The sequence below is a fragment of the Micrococcus sp. LASM2_SD2 genome (assembly GCF_057364565.1).
In genome coordinates this window covers 1-16,035 of record NZ_JBNFOB010000026.1, presented here as the reverse complement: position 1 = coordinate 16,035, position 16,035 = coordinate 1, and the positions used below count along the sequence as shown (strand labels likewise).

16 protein-coding genes and 2 pseudogenes are annotated in these 16,035 nt (G+C 71.7%); 12 read left to right on the top strand and 6 right to left on the bottom strand.

All coding sequences use genetic code 11. The annotated features are described in order from the left end of the window. Positions 1-204: 204 nt before the first annotated feature. Positions 205-1,225: pseudogene (locus AC2W7A_RS02960) on the top strand (zinc-binding dehydrogenase). 43 nt (positions 1,226-1,268) lie between these two features. Here AC2W7A_RS02960 and AC2W7A_RS02955 read toward each other — a convergent pair. Both AC2W7A_RS02955 and AC2W7A_RS02950 read right to left on the bottom strand, forming a co-directional pair. Then, entirely contained in the window at positions 1,269-1,496 is a 228-nt protein-coding gene (locus AC2W7A_RS02955) for a sulfurtransferase TusA family protein (RefSeq protein ID WP_485990039.1), read from the bottom strand. 131 nt (positions 1,497-1,627) lie between these two features. Next, positions 1,628-2,737 carry a YeeE/YedE thiosulfate transporter family protein gene (locus AC2W7A_RS02950; RefSeq protein ID WP_485990040.1) on the bottom strand — a complete coding sequence of 370 codons (1,110 nt, stop codon included), beginning with the start codon at positions 2,735-2,737 and terminating at the stop codon, positions 1,628-1,630. Between the two features lie 356 nt (positions 2,738-3,093). Here AC2W7A_RS02950 and AC2W7A_RS02945 point away from each other — a divergent pair, with 356 nt between their 5' ends. The 7 genes and pseudogenes from AC2W7A_RS02945 to AC2W7A_RS02915 all read left to right on the top strand — a co-directional run bounded on the left by AC2W7A_RS02945 (position 3,094) and on the right by AC2W7A_RS02915 (position 7,709). After that, positions 3,094-3,348: a hypothetical protein gene (locus AC2W7A_RS02945; protein WP_485990038.1), complete on the top strand. Its 255-nt coding sequence runs from the start codon at positions 3,094-3,096 to the stop codon at positions 3,346-3,348. Positions 3,349-3,369: 21 nt separating this feature from the next. Then, positions 3,370-4,020: an HAD-IA family hydrolase gene (locus AC2W7A_RS02940; protein ID WP_485990037.1), complete on the top strand. Its 651-nt coding sequence runs from the start codon at positions 3,370-3,372 to the stop codon at positions 4,018-4,020. 195 nt (positions 4,021-4,215) lie between these two features. Further along, positions 4,216-4,596 (top strand): annotated as a pseudogene (locus AC2W7A_RS02935) (amidohydrolase family protein); the annotation flags it as partial. A 175-nt stretch (positions 4,597-4,771) separates the two neighbouring features. Next, positions 4,772-5,611 carry a Fic family protein gene (locus tag AC2W7A_RS02930; RefSeq protein WP_485990036.1) on the top strand — a complete coding sequence of 280 codons (840 nt, stop codon included), beginning with the start codon at positions 4,772-4,774 and terminating at the stop codon, positions 5,609-5,611. Continuing rightward, entirely contained in the window at positions 5,578-5,859 is a 282-nt protein-coding gene (locus AC2W7A_RS02925) for a MarR family transcriptional regulator (RefSeq protein WP_485990035.1), read from the top strand. The genes AC2W7A_RS02930 and AC2W7A_RS02925 overlap by 34 nt, the downstream gene beginning before the upstream one ends. A gap of 66 nt (positions 5,860-5,925) precedes the next feature. Further along, positions 5,926-6,684, top strand: coding sequence for a class I SAM-dependent methyltransferase (locus AC2W7A_RS02920; RefSeq protein WP_485990034.1), 759 nt, complete (start codon positions 5,926-5,928; stop codon positions 6,682-6,684). 224 nt (positions 6,685-6,908) lie between these two features. Beyond that, positions 6,909-7,709 (top strand): SH3 domain-containing protein, encoded by an 801-nt coding sequence (locus AC2W7A_RS02915; RefSeq protein ID WP_485990033.1) that lies wholly within the window; start codon positions 6,909-6,911, stop codon positions 7,707-7,709. A gap of 96 nt (positions 7,710-7,805) precedes the next feature. Here the strand turns inward: AC2W7A_RS02915 and AC2W7A_RS02910 are convergent, their stop codons facing one another. Further along, the gene (locus AC2W7A_RS02910; RefSeq protein ID WP_485990032.1) at positions 7,806-8,381 is read right to left on the bottom strand and encodes a GNAT family N-acetyltransferase; all 576 of its coding nucleotides are present in this window, start codon (positions 8,379-8,381) and stop codon (positions 7,806-7,808) included. A 172-nt stretch (positions 8,382-8,553) separates the two neighbouring features. Between AC2W7A_RS02910 and AC2W7A_RS02905 the strand changes: the two genes are divergently transcribed. The 3 genes from AC2W7A_RS02905 (at position 8,554) to AC2W7A_RS02895 (ending at position 12,037) form a co-directional block, all read left to right on the top strand. Next, positions 8,554-9,849, top strand: a complete 1,296-nt coding sequence (locus tag AC2W7A_RS02905; RefSeq protein WP_485990031.1) for a TrkH family potassium uptake protein — start codon at positions 8,554-8,556, stop codon at positions 9,847-9,849. Then, entirely contained in the window at positions 9,842-10,543 is a 702-nt protein-coding gene (locus AC2W7A_RS02900) for a potassium channel family protein (protein WP_485990030.1), read from the top strand. Before AC2W7A_RS02905 ends, AC2W7A_RS02900 begins: the two co-directional genes overlap by 8 nt. Before the next feature lie 231 nt (positions 10,544-10,774). Further along, positions 10,775-12,037: a Glu/Leu/Phe/Val family dehydrogenase gene (locus AC2W7A_RS02895; RefSeq protein WP_485990029.1), complete on the top strand. Its 1,263-nt coding sequence runs from the start codon at positions 10,775-10,777 to the stop codon at positions 12,035-12,037. A gap of 99 nt (positions 12,038-12,136) precedes the next feature. Here the strand turns inward: AC2W7A_RS02895 and AC2W7A_RS02890 are convergent, their stop codons facing one another. From AC2W7A_RS02890 to AC2W7A_RS02880, 3 genes are all read right to left on the bottom strand, one after another. After that, a complete protein-coding gene (locus tag AC2W7A_RS02890) occupies positions 12,137-13,033 on the bottom strand; it encodes a nitrilase-related carbon-nitrogen hydrolase (RefSeq protein ID WP_485990028.1) in 897 nt (298 codons plus the stop codon). Between the two features lie 5 nt (positions 13,034-13,038). Next, positions 13,039-14,730 carry a flavin monoamine oxidase family protein gene (locus AC2W7A_RS02885; RefSeq protein ID WP_485990027.1) on the bottom strand — a complete coding sequence of 564 codons (1,692 nt, stop codon included), beginning with the start codon at positions 14,728-14,730 and terminating at the stop codon, positions 13,039-13,041. Positions 14,731-14,912: 182 nt separating this feature from the next. Next, positions 14,913-15,314 carry a nuclear transport factor 2 family protein gene (locus AC2W7A_RS02880; protein ID WP_485990026.1) on the bottom strand — a complete coding sequence of 134 codons (402 nt, stop codon included), beginning with the start codon at positions 15,312-15,314 and terminating at the stop codon, positions 14,913-14,915. Between the two features lie 159 nt (positions 15,315-15,473). Between AC2W7A_RS02880 and AC2W7A_RS02875 the strand changes: the two genes are divergently transcribed. Then, positions 15,474-16,035, top strand: a 562-nt coding sequence (locus tag AC2W7A_RS02875; protein WP_485990025.1) for a lysoplasmalogenase family protein, incomplete at its 3' end; no start/stop codon positions are given.

Sequence of the window (16,035 nt, the reverse complement as noted above, 5' to 3'; positions counted from 1 at the left end):
GTTCCGATTTCTCCTTCGTTTTGGATCGGAAACGGAAACCCCAGGGCGCTTCATCCGCCGGTCCGCCTGCGACGCCGATGTGTCGTCTTCACGGCCCAGGGGCGTAAGACTGGTCCCCGCACACCGCCGCCCGGACCGCCGGGCCAGACCGGAGGACAGACCATGACCGCACAGACCCCCGCCACCCCTGCCATCCCCGAGACGATGAAGGCCGTGATCATGCGCGCGCCCGGCGACGTCGTCGTCGAGGAGGTGGACACCCCGCGCGTCGCGAAGTCCACGGACGTGGTCCTGAAGCTGGCCGCCGCGTGCGTGTGCGGCTCTGACCTGTGGCCCTACCGCGGCCACAACGACGTCGACCACCGGCGCATGGGCCACGAGTACGTCGGCACGATCGTGGAGAAGGGCGAGGGCGTCGCCATCCTCGAGGTCGGCGACTTCGTGATCGGCTCCTTCATGCTCTCGGACAACACGTGCGAGATCTGCCAGGCCGGCTACCAGTCCCGCTGCGTCAACGCTGGCGAGTACACGGGCAGCCAGGCTCAGTACATGCGCGTCGAGCTCGCCGACGGCTCCCTCGTGAAGGTGCCCGGGGGCGAGCCCTCGGACCCGGACCGCCTGGCCGACTACCTCGCCGCCTCGGATGTGCTCGGCACCGGATGGTACGCCGCCGTCGCCGCGCAGGCCGGCCCCGGCAAGACCATCGCCGTGGTCGGCGACGGCGCCGTCGGCCTGTGGCGCCGTCCTGGCCGCCAAGACCCTCGGCGCCGAGCAGGTCATCGTGTTCTCCCGCCATGAGGATCGGGCCGCACTCGCCCGTGAGTTCGGCGCGGACGTCGTGATCGCCGAGCGCGGCGAGGAGGGCGCCGCCCAGGTGCGCGAGCTCACCGGCGGCTACGGCGCGCACGGGGTGTGCGAGGCCGTCGGCACGCAGGGCTCCATGGACCAGGCACTGGCCTCGGTGCGCCCCGGCGGGCACGTGGGCTTCGTGGGCGTCTCCCACGACCAGACCATCGACGGCTCGAGGCTCTTCGGTCTCGAGATCCACCTCGAGGGCGGCCCGGCCCCCGTGCGCCGCTTCCTGCCGGAGCTGATCGAGCGCATCCAGTCCGGGGAGATCCAGCCCGGCCGCGTGTTCACCGCGCGCATGCCGATCGACGACGCCGCCGAGGCGTACCGGGCCATGGACGAGCGTCGCGAGATCAAGGTGCTGCTGGAGGTCTGAGGCCGCCGTGGCGTGCGGAAGAGCTGAGGGGCTCCTCCGCCCCTCAGCCCTTCTTCACGGTGATGGACCAGGACGCGTCCCCGCGCTTGGTGAACTCGGTGACCTCGTGGCCGTCCTCGGCGGCCCAGCGGGGCAGCGAGTCGGTGGCCTGGGTGCAGTCGAACTCGATGATCAGCTCGTCACCGCTGGGGATCTGGTTCATCGCCTGCTTGGCCTCCACCAGCGGGAAGGGGCAGACCTGGCCGTCGGTCTCGAGAAGGTGCTTCGCCATGGGTGTCTCCTTTGGGTCTGTGCTTCGGTGTCTCGGTTTCCCGACGACGGCACCCGCCTCCGCCTGCCCGCCCGCCTGGGAAGGCGGGCCGGGTGGGGAAGGGGAGGGGCCGTCGTCGGGAAGGGAAGGGGTCAGCCGACCGGGGTGAGCTTGACCGGGCCGCGGGCGGACTCCGCCGCCGCGCCGTCCGTGCCGGTGCCCCCGATGGACGTGGTGCCCTTGCCCTTGTGGTTCAGGATGAAGATCTTCGCGGCCAGCCCGGTGCCCAGCACCATGAACAGCAGGGCGGTCCAGCCCTGGAAGGTGAAGGTCGCGGTGTTCACCATGGCGTTGCCGATGGTGCAGCCGCCGGCCCACGCGGCGCCCCAGCCCATGCCGAGGCCGCCGATGATCGAGCGGACCGTGGTGGTGGCGTCCGGGACGCGCAGGCGGAACTCGCCGGAGGCCTTCGCGGCGACGAACGAGCCGACCAGCAGGCCGAGCACGAGCATCACGCCCCAGTCCACGAGCTCCATGTCACCGGTGCCGATGAACGCGCCGATGTTCGCGGACGGGCCGGTGATGCCCAGCCCGGACTCGCGGCCGGTGGCCCAGGACAGCGGCCAGGCCAGGATCGCGAGGACGCCGATGATCGCCGCGGTGACGAACGGGTGCCACGCCTTCTCCGTGAGCACGTGCGCCAGGCCGGTCTTGGTGGCCGGCAGGCGGAAGCGCGTCATCTGGGACTCCTTGCGGAGGTGGTGGCGCACGGCCAGGCCGACGGCCACCACGAGGATCGTCACGAACACCCACGGGGAGATGCCGGTGGCCTGCTGCAGCGAGCCGGTCTGGGTCTCCACGGAGCGCACGGCCTCGGTGGTGCCGGCCAGCGGACCCTTGCGGAACGCCGCGGCGCCCACGATGTAGAAGATCAGCGCGAACCAGGAGCCCACCAGGCCCTCGGCGGCGCGGTAGTAGGTGCCGGTGGCGCAGCCGCCGGCCAGGACGATCGAGAAGCCGAAGATCAGGCCGCCGATGATGGTGCCCAGCCACGGGAACGTCTCCGGCGCCAGGGAGATGACGCCGAGCGAGTCCAGGGCGAACACGCCCACGGACTGCACGGCCACCACCACCATGAACGCCGTGAACCAGCGCGAGGAGCGGATGGTGAACAGGTCGCGGAAGGCACCCGTGACGCAGAAGCGTCCCCGCTGGAACACGAAGCCCAGCACGGTGCCGAGGAGGAGTCCGGTGATGATCATGGCGGACATGACACACCCGCAGGCTGGGCAGAGGCGAGGGGCCCGGACACACGGAGACACGCAGGGAAACCTGAGGACACATCCGCACCGGGAGGGAATAGATCCGTGGTCGGGCCCGGTGCCGGCGCGGGCCGGGTGAGAAGCGGGGGGCGCTCCCGGGGAGACGGGCTCGGCTCCGACCCGAGGGGGAACGGGGGATCGGCAGGATCCACCTTCCGACGGAGGTGGCCGGGCCGGACGGTCACTAGCGTGGGAGCCACGGGCGCACCGGAGGCGCGGCAGACCGCGCGGCCTGCACCCGTACCGGGAGGCGGAGGGCCTTCCCGGACGGACATGACGGCGGAGGGAGCACGGTCATGGCGGTCGGCGACGGCGGCAACACGTTCTGGCGGAAGGTCTTCGGTGACCGGCGCGACCAGCGCATCGTCCTGCGGGAGGCCGGCTTCTCCTGCGAGTCCCAGGCCGCCGCCTGGGCCGAGGCGCTGGTGCCCGGCGGCCTCGCGGGGGTCACGGAGCTGGACCTGATCGGCCGGGTCCGCCGCGCCCGCCCGGACCTCACCGCCACTACCGCCGCCTACATCGCGCGCCACACCGCTGTCCGCAGCGCCTGAGCCCGTGACAGCCTGGAGGACATGACCTCCTTCGACCTCACCGTGGACGCCGTCCTCTTCGACATCGACGGCACGCTCGCCGACTCCACCGGCTCCGTGGAGCGCTCCTGGGCCCGCCTCGGCCGTGCCCACGGACTGGACGTGGAGCGGCTGCTGTCCGTCACCCACGGTCGCCGCGCCCGGGACACCATCGAGGAGTTCTTCCCCGCGGACCAGGTGGACGACGCCGCCGCGGAGCTGTTCGCCTACGAGACCGGGGACGTCGAGGGCATCGCCGCCCTGCCCGGCGCTCTCCGGATCCTGGAGGGGCTGCCGGACGACCGCTGGGCCGCCGTCACCTCCGGCGGGCGCGAGCTCATGGGCATCCGCCTGGCCGCCGCAGGCCTGCCGGTGCCGGACGTGTTCATCGCCGCCGAGGACGTGACCGTGGGCAAGCCGCACCCGCAGGGCTACCGGATGGCCGCCGAGCGCCTCGGCCTGGACCCCGCCCGCTGCCTCGTGGTGGAGGACGCCCCGGCCGGCGTCGGCGCGGGCCGCAACGCCGGCGCCACCGTGCTGGCCGTGGCCACCTCCCACGACCCTGACCGGCTCACCGACGCCCACCACGTGGTGCCGGACCTCTCCGCCGTCACCATGGAGCTGGGCCCGGACGGCATCCGCGTGCGGGGCTGAGACAAGCGTCGCTCTGCGCGGATTCACGACGGGCCTACACGGAGAGTCAAGACGCAGACCTCTGGTGCTGTGATCCTTGGGACAAGGATGCGCACACCCTCTTCATCAACGGGACTGTCGACACCATGGATCCCGAACACGGGATCGTCCCCGCCTTGGCTGTGACCGACGGAAAGGTCGTCGCGTACCGCGGAGCGGGGGATCTCCGCGAAGATCCACTGCACCGCAGACGCCTCCGTTCGCCTGGTGTTGGACACGGTGGCGAAGGTCAGGGCGGCAGGGTTCACGGATCCCCGCTACCACGTAGCCCACGGGCAGTTCGTGCATCCGGAGGACATCGGGCGCTTCCGTGAGCTCGGGGTGGTGGCGGACATCTCGCCGGCACTCTGGTTCCCTGGGGTGATCCCGAATGCCATCCAGGAGACGCTCGGAGAGGATCGAGGATCCCGCCTCCAGCCGAACCGCTCCCTGGTGTGCAGGCAGTTCAGACCTGGTTCGCCGGTCGAAAGGTCTTCGAGCGCACATCCTGAGGGCTGCGGACGCGTCGCGTGTGGCCCCATAAGTGTTCTCAGCTGATCCAAGTGCGCAACGATCTTGGCTCATCGTTGCGTAAGCTTGGGGCGATGTGCACCAATGAACGCATCTCTCCGGCCGTCGGCTGGGAGGAGAGGACGTGGGCCGCAGACCCTGACGACGCGGGTCTGCTGACCCGTCGTGCCCGTGTCCGCGCGCAGGTCCCTACCAGGCGAGTGTGCCCGCGCGCATCACGGACCTGCACCTGGACCTCCCTGAAGAGGTGCTCGCCGAAGCGGAGGACGCCGTCGCGGAGATCGTCCGCTTCGACGCCGAGATCTCCCGTTCCCTGCCGGATCTCACCGGGGACATCGCCCCCCTCGACGCCGTCCTCCTGCGCACCGAGTCCGCATCCTCGTCCCAGATCGAGCACATCACCGCCGGCGCCAAAGCACTCGCCCTGGCGACACTGGGGGAGAAGACCCGCCCGAACGCCGCACTGGTCGCCGCCAACGTCAGGGCGATGAACGCTGCCGTCGCCCTGGCAGACGAGTTGGACGAGGCAGCTCTCCTGTCGGCGCACCATGCCCTCATGGACGGCCAGTCGGCGGCGTGCCCGGGGGAGTACCGCACGGTGCAGGCGTGGATCGGCGGTTCTGCTCCGACTCCGCACACGGCGGCCTTCGTCCCACCGCATCCGGAGCGGATCGCCGTCGGCATGGCAGACCTGTTCTCCTACCTGCATCGCACGGACGTCCCTGTGCTGGTCCACGCGGCCGTGGCGCACGCGCAGTTCGAGACGATCCATCCCTTCGTGGACGGCAACGGCCGCACGGGCCGCGTGCTCATCCACGCGCTCCTGCATCGTGCCGGCACGATGTCCCGGATCACGGTCCCGCTCTCGGCCGGACTGCTCACGGACACGCAGGGCTACTTCGAGTCGCTGACCGCATTCCGGCACGGGGACGCCACTCCCATCGTGCGCAGCTTCGTCCACGCCGCCCTGGCCGCGGCGGCAACGGTCGGCGTCTTGTCGCGGACCTCGTGTCCGCGCACGCGCGGTGGTCCGAGGCCCTGACGGCCCGCCGTGATGCGGCCGCCTGGCGGGCCCTCGGTGTGGTGATCGCGCAGCCGGCCGTGACTGTGGAGTACGTGCGTGCCGCGCTCGGTGTCTCTCGGCCAGCCGCCCAGCGGGCTGTCGACCAGCTCGTGGATGCGAACGTCCTGCAGCCGGCCTCCGGCCAGCGCCGCAACCGGGTGTGGCTGGCCACCGAGGTCCTCGCCTGTCTGGACGAGTTCGCGGCCCGGTCGGGCCGCCGAGGCTGACCTGAGGCGGGCGGCCGTCGTCGGGACGGCACTGGTGTTGCGAGCCACTCGCAGTAGCCTGGGGTCATGAGCATGCCGACCTCCGCAGAGATCTGGGCCAGCTCCGACTATGCCCCCACCGCCGCACGTCTGCAGCCCGCCGCGCTCGCTGTGGCCGAACGGCTCGCCGCCCGCCACGAGCCCGGCGCGCACGTCCTGGACCTCGGCGCCGGCACGGGCAGGGCACCGAGGAGCTGCTGGAGAGCGGCTTCCGCGTCACGGCCCTGGACCCGACGCCCGCGATGGTGGAGGTCGGCCGGCCGGGTACCGACGGCCCGCTGGGTCCTGGCCCCAGGCGAGGCGACCGGGCTGGACGAGGGGTCCGTGGACGCCCTCGCCTCCTCGTTCGCCGCGATGCTCTGCGACCCGGAGGCCGGACCCGCCGAGTGGGCGCGCGTGCTCGCCCCCGGGGGGACCCTCGTGATGACCGCCTGGGACGGCCGCGGGTTCCTCGCCGAGATGACGGACCGGATGATGGCCGCTCTGACTCCGGACGGACAGGAGCCGGCCGATCCGCCCCACATGCAGTGGGGCCGGGACAAGGTCGCCGCCCGGCGGCTCGAGCCGTGGTTCGCGGACGTGACCGTGGAGCACCGGGACCTGCCGTGGGACTTCGCGAGCGTCGAGGCCGGCATGAAGCTCTACCTCCACGGCAGCCCCACCCACACCTGGTCCCTGGCCGTGGCCGGGCAGCGGCGGCAGGCGCTGCTGGACGCCCTGCGCGGGCACTCGAGGAGAGGGCCGACGCGGACGGGCGCATCCGCGCGAGGGCGGGCTACGCGCTGATCACCGCGACCGGCGCCGAGCCGGGGGCGCGGGCGGCGGGAACCATCGGCGGGAACGATCGTCCCCGCCGCCCGGCACCTGAGTCCATCGCACCCGGCACTTGTGGACATGATGTGCTTTCGCGCATGGACGGGTGGGAGACGGTCTTCCTAGCGTCGGGGGCGTCATCGTGATCCACGCGTTGGCACGTCCCCAGATCACGCCCACCGTGAGGAGACCGGTCCATGCAGAAGAACACCACGACCACCCGATCCAAGCGACTCCTCGGCACCGCCGCCGCCGTGCTCATGGCCGGCGGGCTGACCGCCGTCCAGGCCCCCGCCGCCACCGCCGCCGCCGGCGGCACCACCACCGCACCCGTGAACATCCGCACCGAGACCAACACCGGCTCCACCGTGCTCGGCACCATCCCGGGCGGGGTGAACGTCACGGTCGAGTGCCAGACCGAGGGACAGCAGGTCGAGGGCACCTACTCCACCCACCACTGGGGCAAGGTCACCTACAACGGCCAGACCGGCTACGTCTCCCGCGCCTACGTGACCATCCCGGACGCCACCGGCCTCGGTGCCTGCGACACCGCCGGCGACCCGGCCCCGGACCCGGGCGCCGATCGCCAGCAGGTCCTGGACCGCGCGAACCATTGGGTCAGCCAGGGGCTGCCGTACTCCATGGAGGCCTATGCCCCGGGCCCGGACGCGGACGGCTACCGGTTCCGCACCGACTGCTCCGGCATGGTGGCCATGGCCTACAACCTGCGGGACCAGTCCTACTCCACCGTGAACCTGCCCGAGAGGTTCAGCCCGATCGCCAAGGAGGACCTGCAGCCCGGGGACATCATCGGCAACCTCGGCCCCGGCAGTGCCGGCGCCGCCGGCCACGTGGTGATCTTCGACGGCTGGGTGGACGAGGCCAAGACCCAGTTCCGCACCCTCGAGCAGAACGGCGGCTACGGCGCCGTCTCCCTCACCCACACCTGGGGCGCGGCCTTCTGGAGCCAGCAGGCCTACCGCTACAACGGCTTCTGATCTCTCAGGCCTCCGGGCCTCCCGGCCTCCACACGGGCGGGCGGACGCCCTGCGGCCCCTTCGGGGGTGCGGGGGCGTCCGTCCGCCCGGCGCGTGTCAGTGCGGCGTCTCGGCACCCAGCCGCGCCTCGAGCCCGGCACGGACGGCCGGCCACTCCTCGGCGAGGACGCTGAAGTAGTCCACGTCCACCACGGGTCCGGCGGCGCTCGGGCGGAAACGGCGCAGCGTGCCCTCGTAGGCGGCCCCGAGGCGGCGGATCGCGTCATGGGAGCGGCGGTTGCGGCTGTCGCAGCGCAGGGCCACCCGGCCCACCTGGAGCTCCTCGAAGGCGTGGGTGAGCAGCAGGAGCTTCACGGTCGGATTCAGCCGGCCGCCCCAGACCCGGCGGGCGTAGATGGTGTTGCCGAGCTCCACGCGCAGCCCGGGGACGTAGTCGTAGAACGTGGTGCGGCCGACCAGCTCGCCGGCCTGCTCCACGGCGAACGCCAGCACCCCGTCCGTGTCGATGAGCGTCTGCAGGTGCGCGGCCATCTCCGCGTCCGACCGGGGGAACGGCACGGACATCCCTCCCCAGGTCTCCTCGTCCACCACGGCCCGCAGCGCCGGGGCGTCGGACGGGGCGAGCGGGCGCAGGACGATGTCATCGCAGGTCAGCGTGACGTCGTGGTGCATCGGGGACTCCTCCGGTCGGCGGCGGTGACGTCAGCAGTATCGCGGACGCGGCGGGTGTGAGGAGGATCACCGGATCCTTCTGCTCCGGACAGGAGTAGATTCTCGCGCTGTGCGACTGACACTGCGCACGGAGGGGCCCGTCCGCCGTCTCCGTCTGAGTCCCACCCAATGGGTGGTCTCCTCCTTCTTCACGGCGATCCTCGTGGGGACCGGGCTGCTGATGCTCCCGGTGTCCTACCAGGGCCGTCCGCCCACGCTCCTCGAGGCGGCCTTCACCGCCACCAGCGCGACGACGGTCACCGGCCTCGGCGTGGTGGACACCGGATCGTTCTGGACCGGCTTCGGGCAGTTCGTGATCCTCGGCCTGATCAAGATCGGCGGCCTGGGCGTGATGACCTTCACCACCGTGCTGGGCATGGTGATCCTGCGGCGGATGAGCCTCACCCGGCGCATGGAGGCGGCCGCCGCCGCCCGCACGCCGGGACTGGGGGACATGCCGAGCGTGCTCGGCGCCCTGGTGGGGTTCTCCGCGCTGGTCGAGGGCACCGTGTTCGTGGCCCTGACCCTGCGCTTCTGGCTCGGGCACGGGATGGAGCCGCACAGGGCCGTCTGGCACGGGCTGTTCCACGCGGTCTCCGCCTTCAACAACGCCGGCTTCGCCCTGCATGCGGCGAACCTCATGGACTTCGTGGGCGACCCGTTCGTCTGCCTGCCCATCGCCGCGGCGATCGTCTCCGGCGGCCTCGGCCTGCCCGTGGTGCTGACCCTGAGGCATCACCTGCGCCACGTGGAGCGGTGGAGCCTCACCGCGCGCCTCGTCCTGCCGGGCACGGCGCTGCTGCTGGCCGGAGGCACCGTGATGTTCCTGGTGCTCGAGTGGTCCAACCCGGCCACCCTCGGCTCGCTGGCGCCGGGGGAGCGGGTGCTGGCCGCGTTCTTCCAGTCCGTCACCACCCGCACCGCCGGCTTTAACAGCCTGGACTTCGGTCAGATGCACCCGGTGACCCTCCTCGGCACCGACCTGCTCATGTTCATCGGCGGCGGTCCGGCCGGCACCGCCGGCGGCGTCAAGATCACCACCGCGGCCGTCCTGCTGGCCGTCGTGGTCACGGAGCTGCGCGGCGAGGCCGCCGTGAACGTCATGGGCCGCCGCCTGTCCCGGTCCACCCACCGGGAGGCCATCACGGTCATCATGCTCTCGGCCACCTGCGTGGTGGTCGCCGTCGCCCTGCTCATGGGCATGACGGGCTTCACCACGGACCAGGTGCTGTTCGAGTGCGTGTCCGCGTTCGGCACCGTGGGTCTGTCCACGGGGATCACCGCGGACCTGCCGGAACTCTGCCAGGCGATCCTCATGGTCCTGATGTTCGTGGGCCGCATCGGCCCGGCCGTCGTGGCCGGCTCCCTGGCCCTGACCACCGCCACCCGTCATTTCGAACTCCCGAAGGAGAGGCCCCTCATTGGCTGAGAACCGTCGTCCCCGCTTCGGCGCCGCCGCCCGCATGGGTCGGTCGGACGCCTCCACCGTCGTCGTGCTCGGCCTCGGCCGGTTCGGCCGCGGCGTCGCGCTCGAGCTCATGGAGGCCGGCTGTGACGTCCTGGGCATCGACTCCGACCCCGCCGTGGTGCAGTCCCTCAACGGGGTGCTCACCCACGTGGTCCGCGCGGACACCACGGACGAGGTCGCCATGCGGCAGCTGTCCGTCCACGAGGCAGACCACATCGTCGTGGCGATCGGCGGAGACCTCGCCGACTCCATCCTCACCTCGTCCCTGATGATCCGGTTCGAACCGGCGCACCTGTGGGCCAAGGCCAACGACTCCCGCCACGAGACGATCCTGCGCCAGCTCGGCGTGGAGCACGTGGTGCACCCGGAGCGGGACATGGGCCGGCGTGTGGCCCACCTGGTCCGCAGCGCCGTGGAGGACTTCGTGCAGCTGGACCCGGCCCTGGCGATCGTCCGCACCCAGGTGCCCCGGCGCCTGCTCGGCCAGGACCTGCGCGCCGCGGGGCTGGCGGACGAGCACGGCATGCGCGTGGTGGCCGTCCAGGAGGGCGCCGGCTGGCGCTTCCCGCCCGGGCACTACGTCCTGCAGCCCACGGACACCGTCCTGGTGGCCGGCCCGGTGCGGGACGTCGAGGCGTTCGCCGTGGAGGACTGACGAGTCCTCGGGCCGTCCCGCTCGCCCGCCGCCCGACCTCGAGCCACGCCCGCCGGCCGTGCCGCAGGGTGGAGGACTGCTTCCGGTGAGTGAGAGGGACGGGGCCGCCGAAGGGTGGCCCCGTCCCGTCGTCCGTCGCTAATGTTCCGCGGGTGAGCCACAGCGCGGTGGCCGTCACGAGTGGTCTCCGCGCGTCCGTTCCGCCCCCGACCCCGAAGGAATGCCACCGCGATGAGCACCGCATCGTCCGACCCCTCGCCCGTCCTCGCCAACGCGCACGCCCAGCTGGCCAAGGCGATCGAGACCCTCGGCTACGACGATGGCATGCACGAGATCCTCAAGAGCCCCCGCCGTGAGATGTCCGTGGCGATCCCGCTGCGCCGCGACTCCGGCGAGGTCGAGGTCCTCCACGGCCACCGTGTGCAGCACAACTTCTCCCGCGGCCCGGCGAAGGGCGGCACCCGCTTCGCCCCCACCGTGGACCTGGACGAGGTCCGCGCGCTTGCCATGTGGATGACCTGGAAGTGTGCGCTGCTGGACGTCCCCTACGGCGGTGCCAAGGGCGGCGTGGCCATCGACCCGCGCGACTACTCGGAGGACGAGCTGGAGCGCGTGACCCGCCGGTACACCTCCGAGATCATGCCGATCATCGGCCCGGACAAGGACATCTCGGCCCCGGACGTGGGCACGGACGAGAACACGATGGCCTGGATGATGGACACCTACTCCGTCTCCGTGGGTCACACCGTCCCGGAGATCGTCACCGGCAAGCCGGTGGCTCTCGGCGGGTCGCAGGGACGCGCAGCCGCCACCTCGCTCGGCGTCACCCAGATCGCCCTGGCCGCGCTGAAGCACAAGGACATCGACCCGGCGCAGGCCACCGCCGCCGTGCAGGGCTTCGGCAAGGTCGGCTCCGGCACCGTGGAGTTCCTCACGGACGCCGGCGTGAAGGTCCTCGGCGTCGGGGACCAGTACGGCGCCGTGCAGAACGCCGAGGGCCTGGACTTCGGCGCCCTGCAGAAGCATGTGGCGGAGACCGGCTCCGTGGTCGACTGCCCGGGCACCGAGCCGCTCGAGGCCGCGGACCTGCTCACCATGGACGTGGACCTGCTGGTCCCGGCCGCCGTGGAGGGCGTGCTCACCGAGGACAACGCCGCGGACGTGAAGGCCACCATCGTCGTGGAGGGCGCCAACGGCCCCACCACCGGCGAGGCCGACCGCATCCTCAACGAGGCCGGCGTGATGGTCGTCCCGGACATCCTCGCCAACGCCGGCGGCGTGATCGTGTCCTACTTCGAGTGGGTGCAGGGCAACCAGTCCTACTGGTGGTCCCTGGACGAGGTGAACGAGAAGCTGGAGCGCCGCATGACCGGCGCCTGGAGCCGCCTGATCGCCACCGCGGAGAAGCACGGCACCTCCCTGCGCGAGGCCGCCATGGTCACCGCCGTGGAGCGCGTGGCCGAGGCCCACGTCCTGCGCGGCCTCTACCCGTGATCCGAACGGACGGAGTCCGTCCGGGGACCTGATCCTCCCGACGACGGCCCCGCCGTCGTCCTGACCGGTGCGAGTCGGTCGTGGCGAGGGTGGGGCCGATCAGCCGAACAGGTCCCGGCGCAGAAGGGAGAGGTGGTCGTCGTCTCCGCCGCGCAGGGTGGGCTCCGGGGCGTCCGTCACCACGAGGTCCTCGCCGTCCTCGGCGGCCCACCGCACGGTGCCGTCCGGGGCGGCCACCGCGGACAGCCCGCAGTAGTCCTGGCCGCCCTCGGTGCCCACCCAGTTGGCGTAGGCCACGGTCACGCCGTTCTCGATCGCCCGGGCCGGCACCAGCACCCGGTTCACGGACTCGAACCCGCGCATGTTCGCGGTCGGGACCAGCACCAGGTCCGCGCCCGTGTGGGCGGCCGCGCGGACGGCCTCCGGGAACTCCACGTCGAAGCAGATCAGCAGGGACACCGCTCGGCCGCGCAGGCACACCACGTCCGGCGCCGAGGGGCCCGGGGTGAACCGTGCCCGGTCCAGCTCCCCGAACAGCTGCATCTTCCGGTGGGTCAGCAGCAGCTCGTCCCCGTCCACCAGGTTGGCCGAGTTGTAGATCGGCGTCGCCGCAGCCGGGGGGCGGTCGTCCGTGGCGGCCTCGCCGCGCACCCCGCCGCCGGAGCCATTCGAGGGCCCGGCCGACGACCCGGGTGAGGGGTCAGCGGCAGGTGAGGGGCCGTCGTCGCCAAGCCCGAGCTCCGGGAAGCCGTAGGCGACCGCCACCCCGTGACGGGCGGACAGCTCCCGCACCCGCCGGGAGGTGGGCCCGTCCGCAGGCTCGGCCAGGGCGCGGGTATCCGCGGCGGAGATGTCATAGCCGCTGGTGAGCATCTCCGGGGCCACCAGCACGTCCGCGCCCGCCTCCGCGGCACGGCCCAGCACCGCGTCCAGGCGCTCCAGCGCACCCTCCGGGTCCCGCGGCTGCGGAGCAGGCTGCCACACGGCCACACGCATGACGATCAGTCCCCGAGGTCCACGGGGGCGAGGTCGGCGAACACGTCCCCGGGGCCCGGGTTGGACTCGTGGGAGGCACCGCCGAAGTGGGCCATCACGCCCCACACCGCGTTGAGGCCGGTCTGCACGGCGCCTTCGGCCCAGGCGGGGGTGAAGGAGACGTCGTCCCCGGCGAGGAAGATGCCCCGCTCGGCCTCCGGCAGGTCCTGCTGCATGAAGTGGGTGTACATGCGGTGGTTGTACCGGTAGTGGCCCGGCAGGGCGCCCTTGAACGCGCCGAGGAAGTACGGGTCGTCCTCCCAGGACACTGTCACAGGCTCGCCCACGATGTGGCTGCGGATGTCCAGGTCCGGGTAGATCTTCTCCAGCGCGGACAGCGCCAGCTCCACGCGCCGGTCCACAGAGTGCGGGAGCATCTTCAGCGAGTCGGACATCCAGGAGTAGGACAGGCACATCGCGGCCGGCTTCCCGGGGCCGTCGTCGAAGAGGTAGGTGCCGCGGGTCAGGCGGTCCGTCAGGGTCATGGACATCCGGTCCCGGCCGGTCTCCGGGTCCTGCTCCAGCCAGAACGGCTCGTCCACCATCACGAAGGTCTTCGAGGACTGCATGTAGCGGGTGCGGTCCAGCGCCATCCACAGGTCCTGGGAGAACAGGGACTCGTCGCAGTCGATCTCCGTGGTCAGCAGCCAGGAGTGGCAGGTGGCCACCACCGCGTCGTGCGTGCGGGTCACGCCCCAGCGGTCCGTGACCTCGAAGCGGCCGGTCGCGTCCTTGGTGACCTTCGCGACCGCCGGGAGGGTGGAGCCGCCGTGCAGCGAGGCCAGCGTGGTGCCCTCCGGCCACGGCGAGGTGGAGCGGGCCGGCAGCGTCCACAGGCCCTGGGGCAGCCGGTCCACGCCTCCCTCGATCAGCCGCTGGTTCTCATCGCAGTTGGTGAGGACCACGCGCAGGATCTCCAGCATCGAGTTCGGGAAGTCCGAGTCCCAGCCGCCGGTGCCGAAGCCGACCACTCCGAACACCTCCCGGTCCCGGAAGCTCAGGTTCCTGAACGCGGTGGAGGAGGCGATGAAGTCGTAGAACGTGCGGTCGTCCCAGTCCGCCACGAGCTCGTTCCAGCGGCGCTTGAGCTCCGCGGTGTCCCGGTTGCGGATGGCCTCCTGCAGCTCGGGGAAGCCGATCTCCTCCAGGGCGTGCGCCCAGGCCTGGGAGATGGCGGTGAAGTGCTCCGGCAGGTCCTCGGCGGTGCGCGCGTAGTGGGTCTGGCCGCCGATGTCGATCACCGTGGAGCGCGCCGCCTCCGTCAGCGGGTTCGGGAACGGGCGGTGGGTGAGGCCGAGGCGGTCGACGTAGTGGAAGAAGGACGTGCCGGAGATGGGGAAGCGCATGCCGCCCAGCTCCGCGGTGACGCCGCCGTCCCCCGGGAAGCGATGCGTGCGCAGGCGCCCGCCGATCTGCGTGGCCTCGTAGACCACCGGGCGCAGCCCCAGGGACATCAGCTCGTAGGCGGCCACCATGCCGGACAGCCCGGCGCCGACGATCGCCACCTCCCTGCCGTGCGCCTCCTTGGGGATCGAGCCGAGACCGTCCGGGTGGGAGATCCAGTCGTCGAAGGCGAACGGGAAGTCCGGGCCGAAGATCGTGACCGGGCGCTCGCCGGTGGTCTCTTCATGGTCCGTGGTGGCGGGGAAGATGGTCATGGAGGTGCCGTCCGCCTCTCGCGTCCCGGACCGCCGAGAGGGGTAGGTGATGGCGGTCACAATCTGCAATGGTCGGGATCAGGGTAACGGGCAGTCCGCATTCTGGACAGCCGCCCAGGCGGCAACGGCATGAAGGTGCACCCGCGGCGACTGAACGGAACCTGGCCGCCGTATCGCTGAGATCAGTGCGTGGCGGTGGTCTGCTGGTACACCGTGAGTCGGGTCGAGCCTGCGACGAGTGCGTACGTGCTGGACATGACGGCCTCGAAGGGGTCCTCGTCGCCCCGATGGGCCTTCGCCCGATAGACGAGGGTGGCGGCCGAGGGCCCGGCGGGGATCAGGTGCTCGTCCGTGATCTCGTATCCGTCCCACGCGGGCGCTGAATCCAATGAGGCCCTCACAGCGTCACGGTCGAGAACAGCGCCGTTGACGAGGATCATGACCCCGTCATCGGCCATCATCTCGCCGTAGAAGTCGGCGCCCTCAGAACGGCAGAGTGCGTCCCACCCGTCGCGCTCGAGACGGCCGACATGGTCCATGTCCAAGCTCGTCATGCCCTCAGTCAACCGGGATGGGGCAGCCATGCCAAGGAACCGGAGGCGTGCCTGATGCTCTGGGCTCGTGCCTTGGGCACGCCGAACCAGAGAGTGTGGCGCCGCGAACCAGAAGAAGTGGCCGCTTCCCGGGCGGGGGAAGTGACCGCTTCCTCTGGTTCGGCGAGCCGGGCGTGGCAGGATCGGAGGATGCCTCCCCACCGCACCTGTCTCGCGACGACGGCGCCCTCGCCGTCCGTGGTCCGGCCCGCCTTCCGCTCCCTGCCCGCTGCGTTCTGGGGTGGTGCAGCCCTCTCGCTCGGCGGGGCCGCCGCGACGATGGGGGCCGAGGCCGCCGGGCGTTCGAACCCGCACGCCGGTCGCTGGTTCTACACGCCGCCGCTGATCGTGGTGCTCGCCCTGCACGGCTGCCTGAAGCACCGCTCCGGCTGGCTGTGGGCGCTGGGTCTGGCGTTCTCCGCGGTCGGGGACATCGCAGCGCAGTCCGAGGACGCCTTCCTGCTGCTGCTCTGCTCCTTCCTGGTGGCGCACCTGTTCTCCGTGACGGCGCTCTGGCCGCACCGGCGCCGCAGCTGGCTGGGGACGAGGAAGTCCTTGCTCCATGTGGGCCTCGCCGCGGCCGGGCTGACGCTGGTGGTGCCACGTGCAGACCCGGTGATGGTCGGCCCCGTGGTGGCCTACGCGGCCGTGCTGGGAACGGCGGGCACGGCGGGCAGCCTCCCGGCGGCACCCGCCGGACGGACGGGGGCGG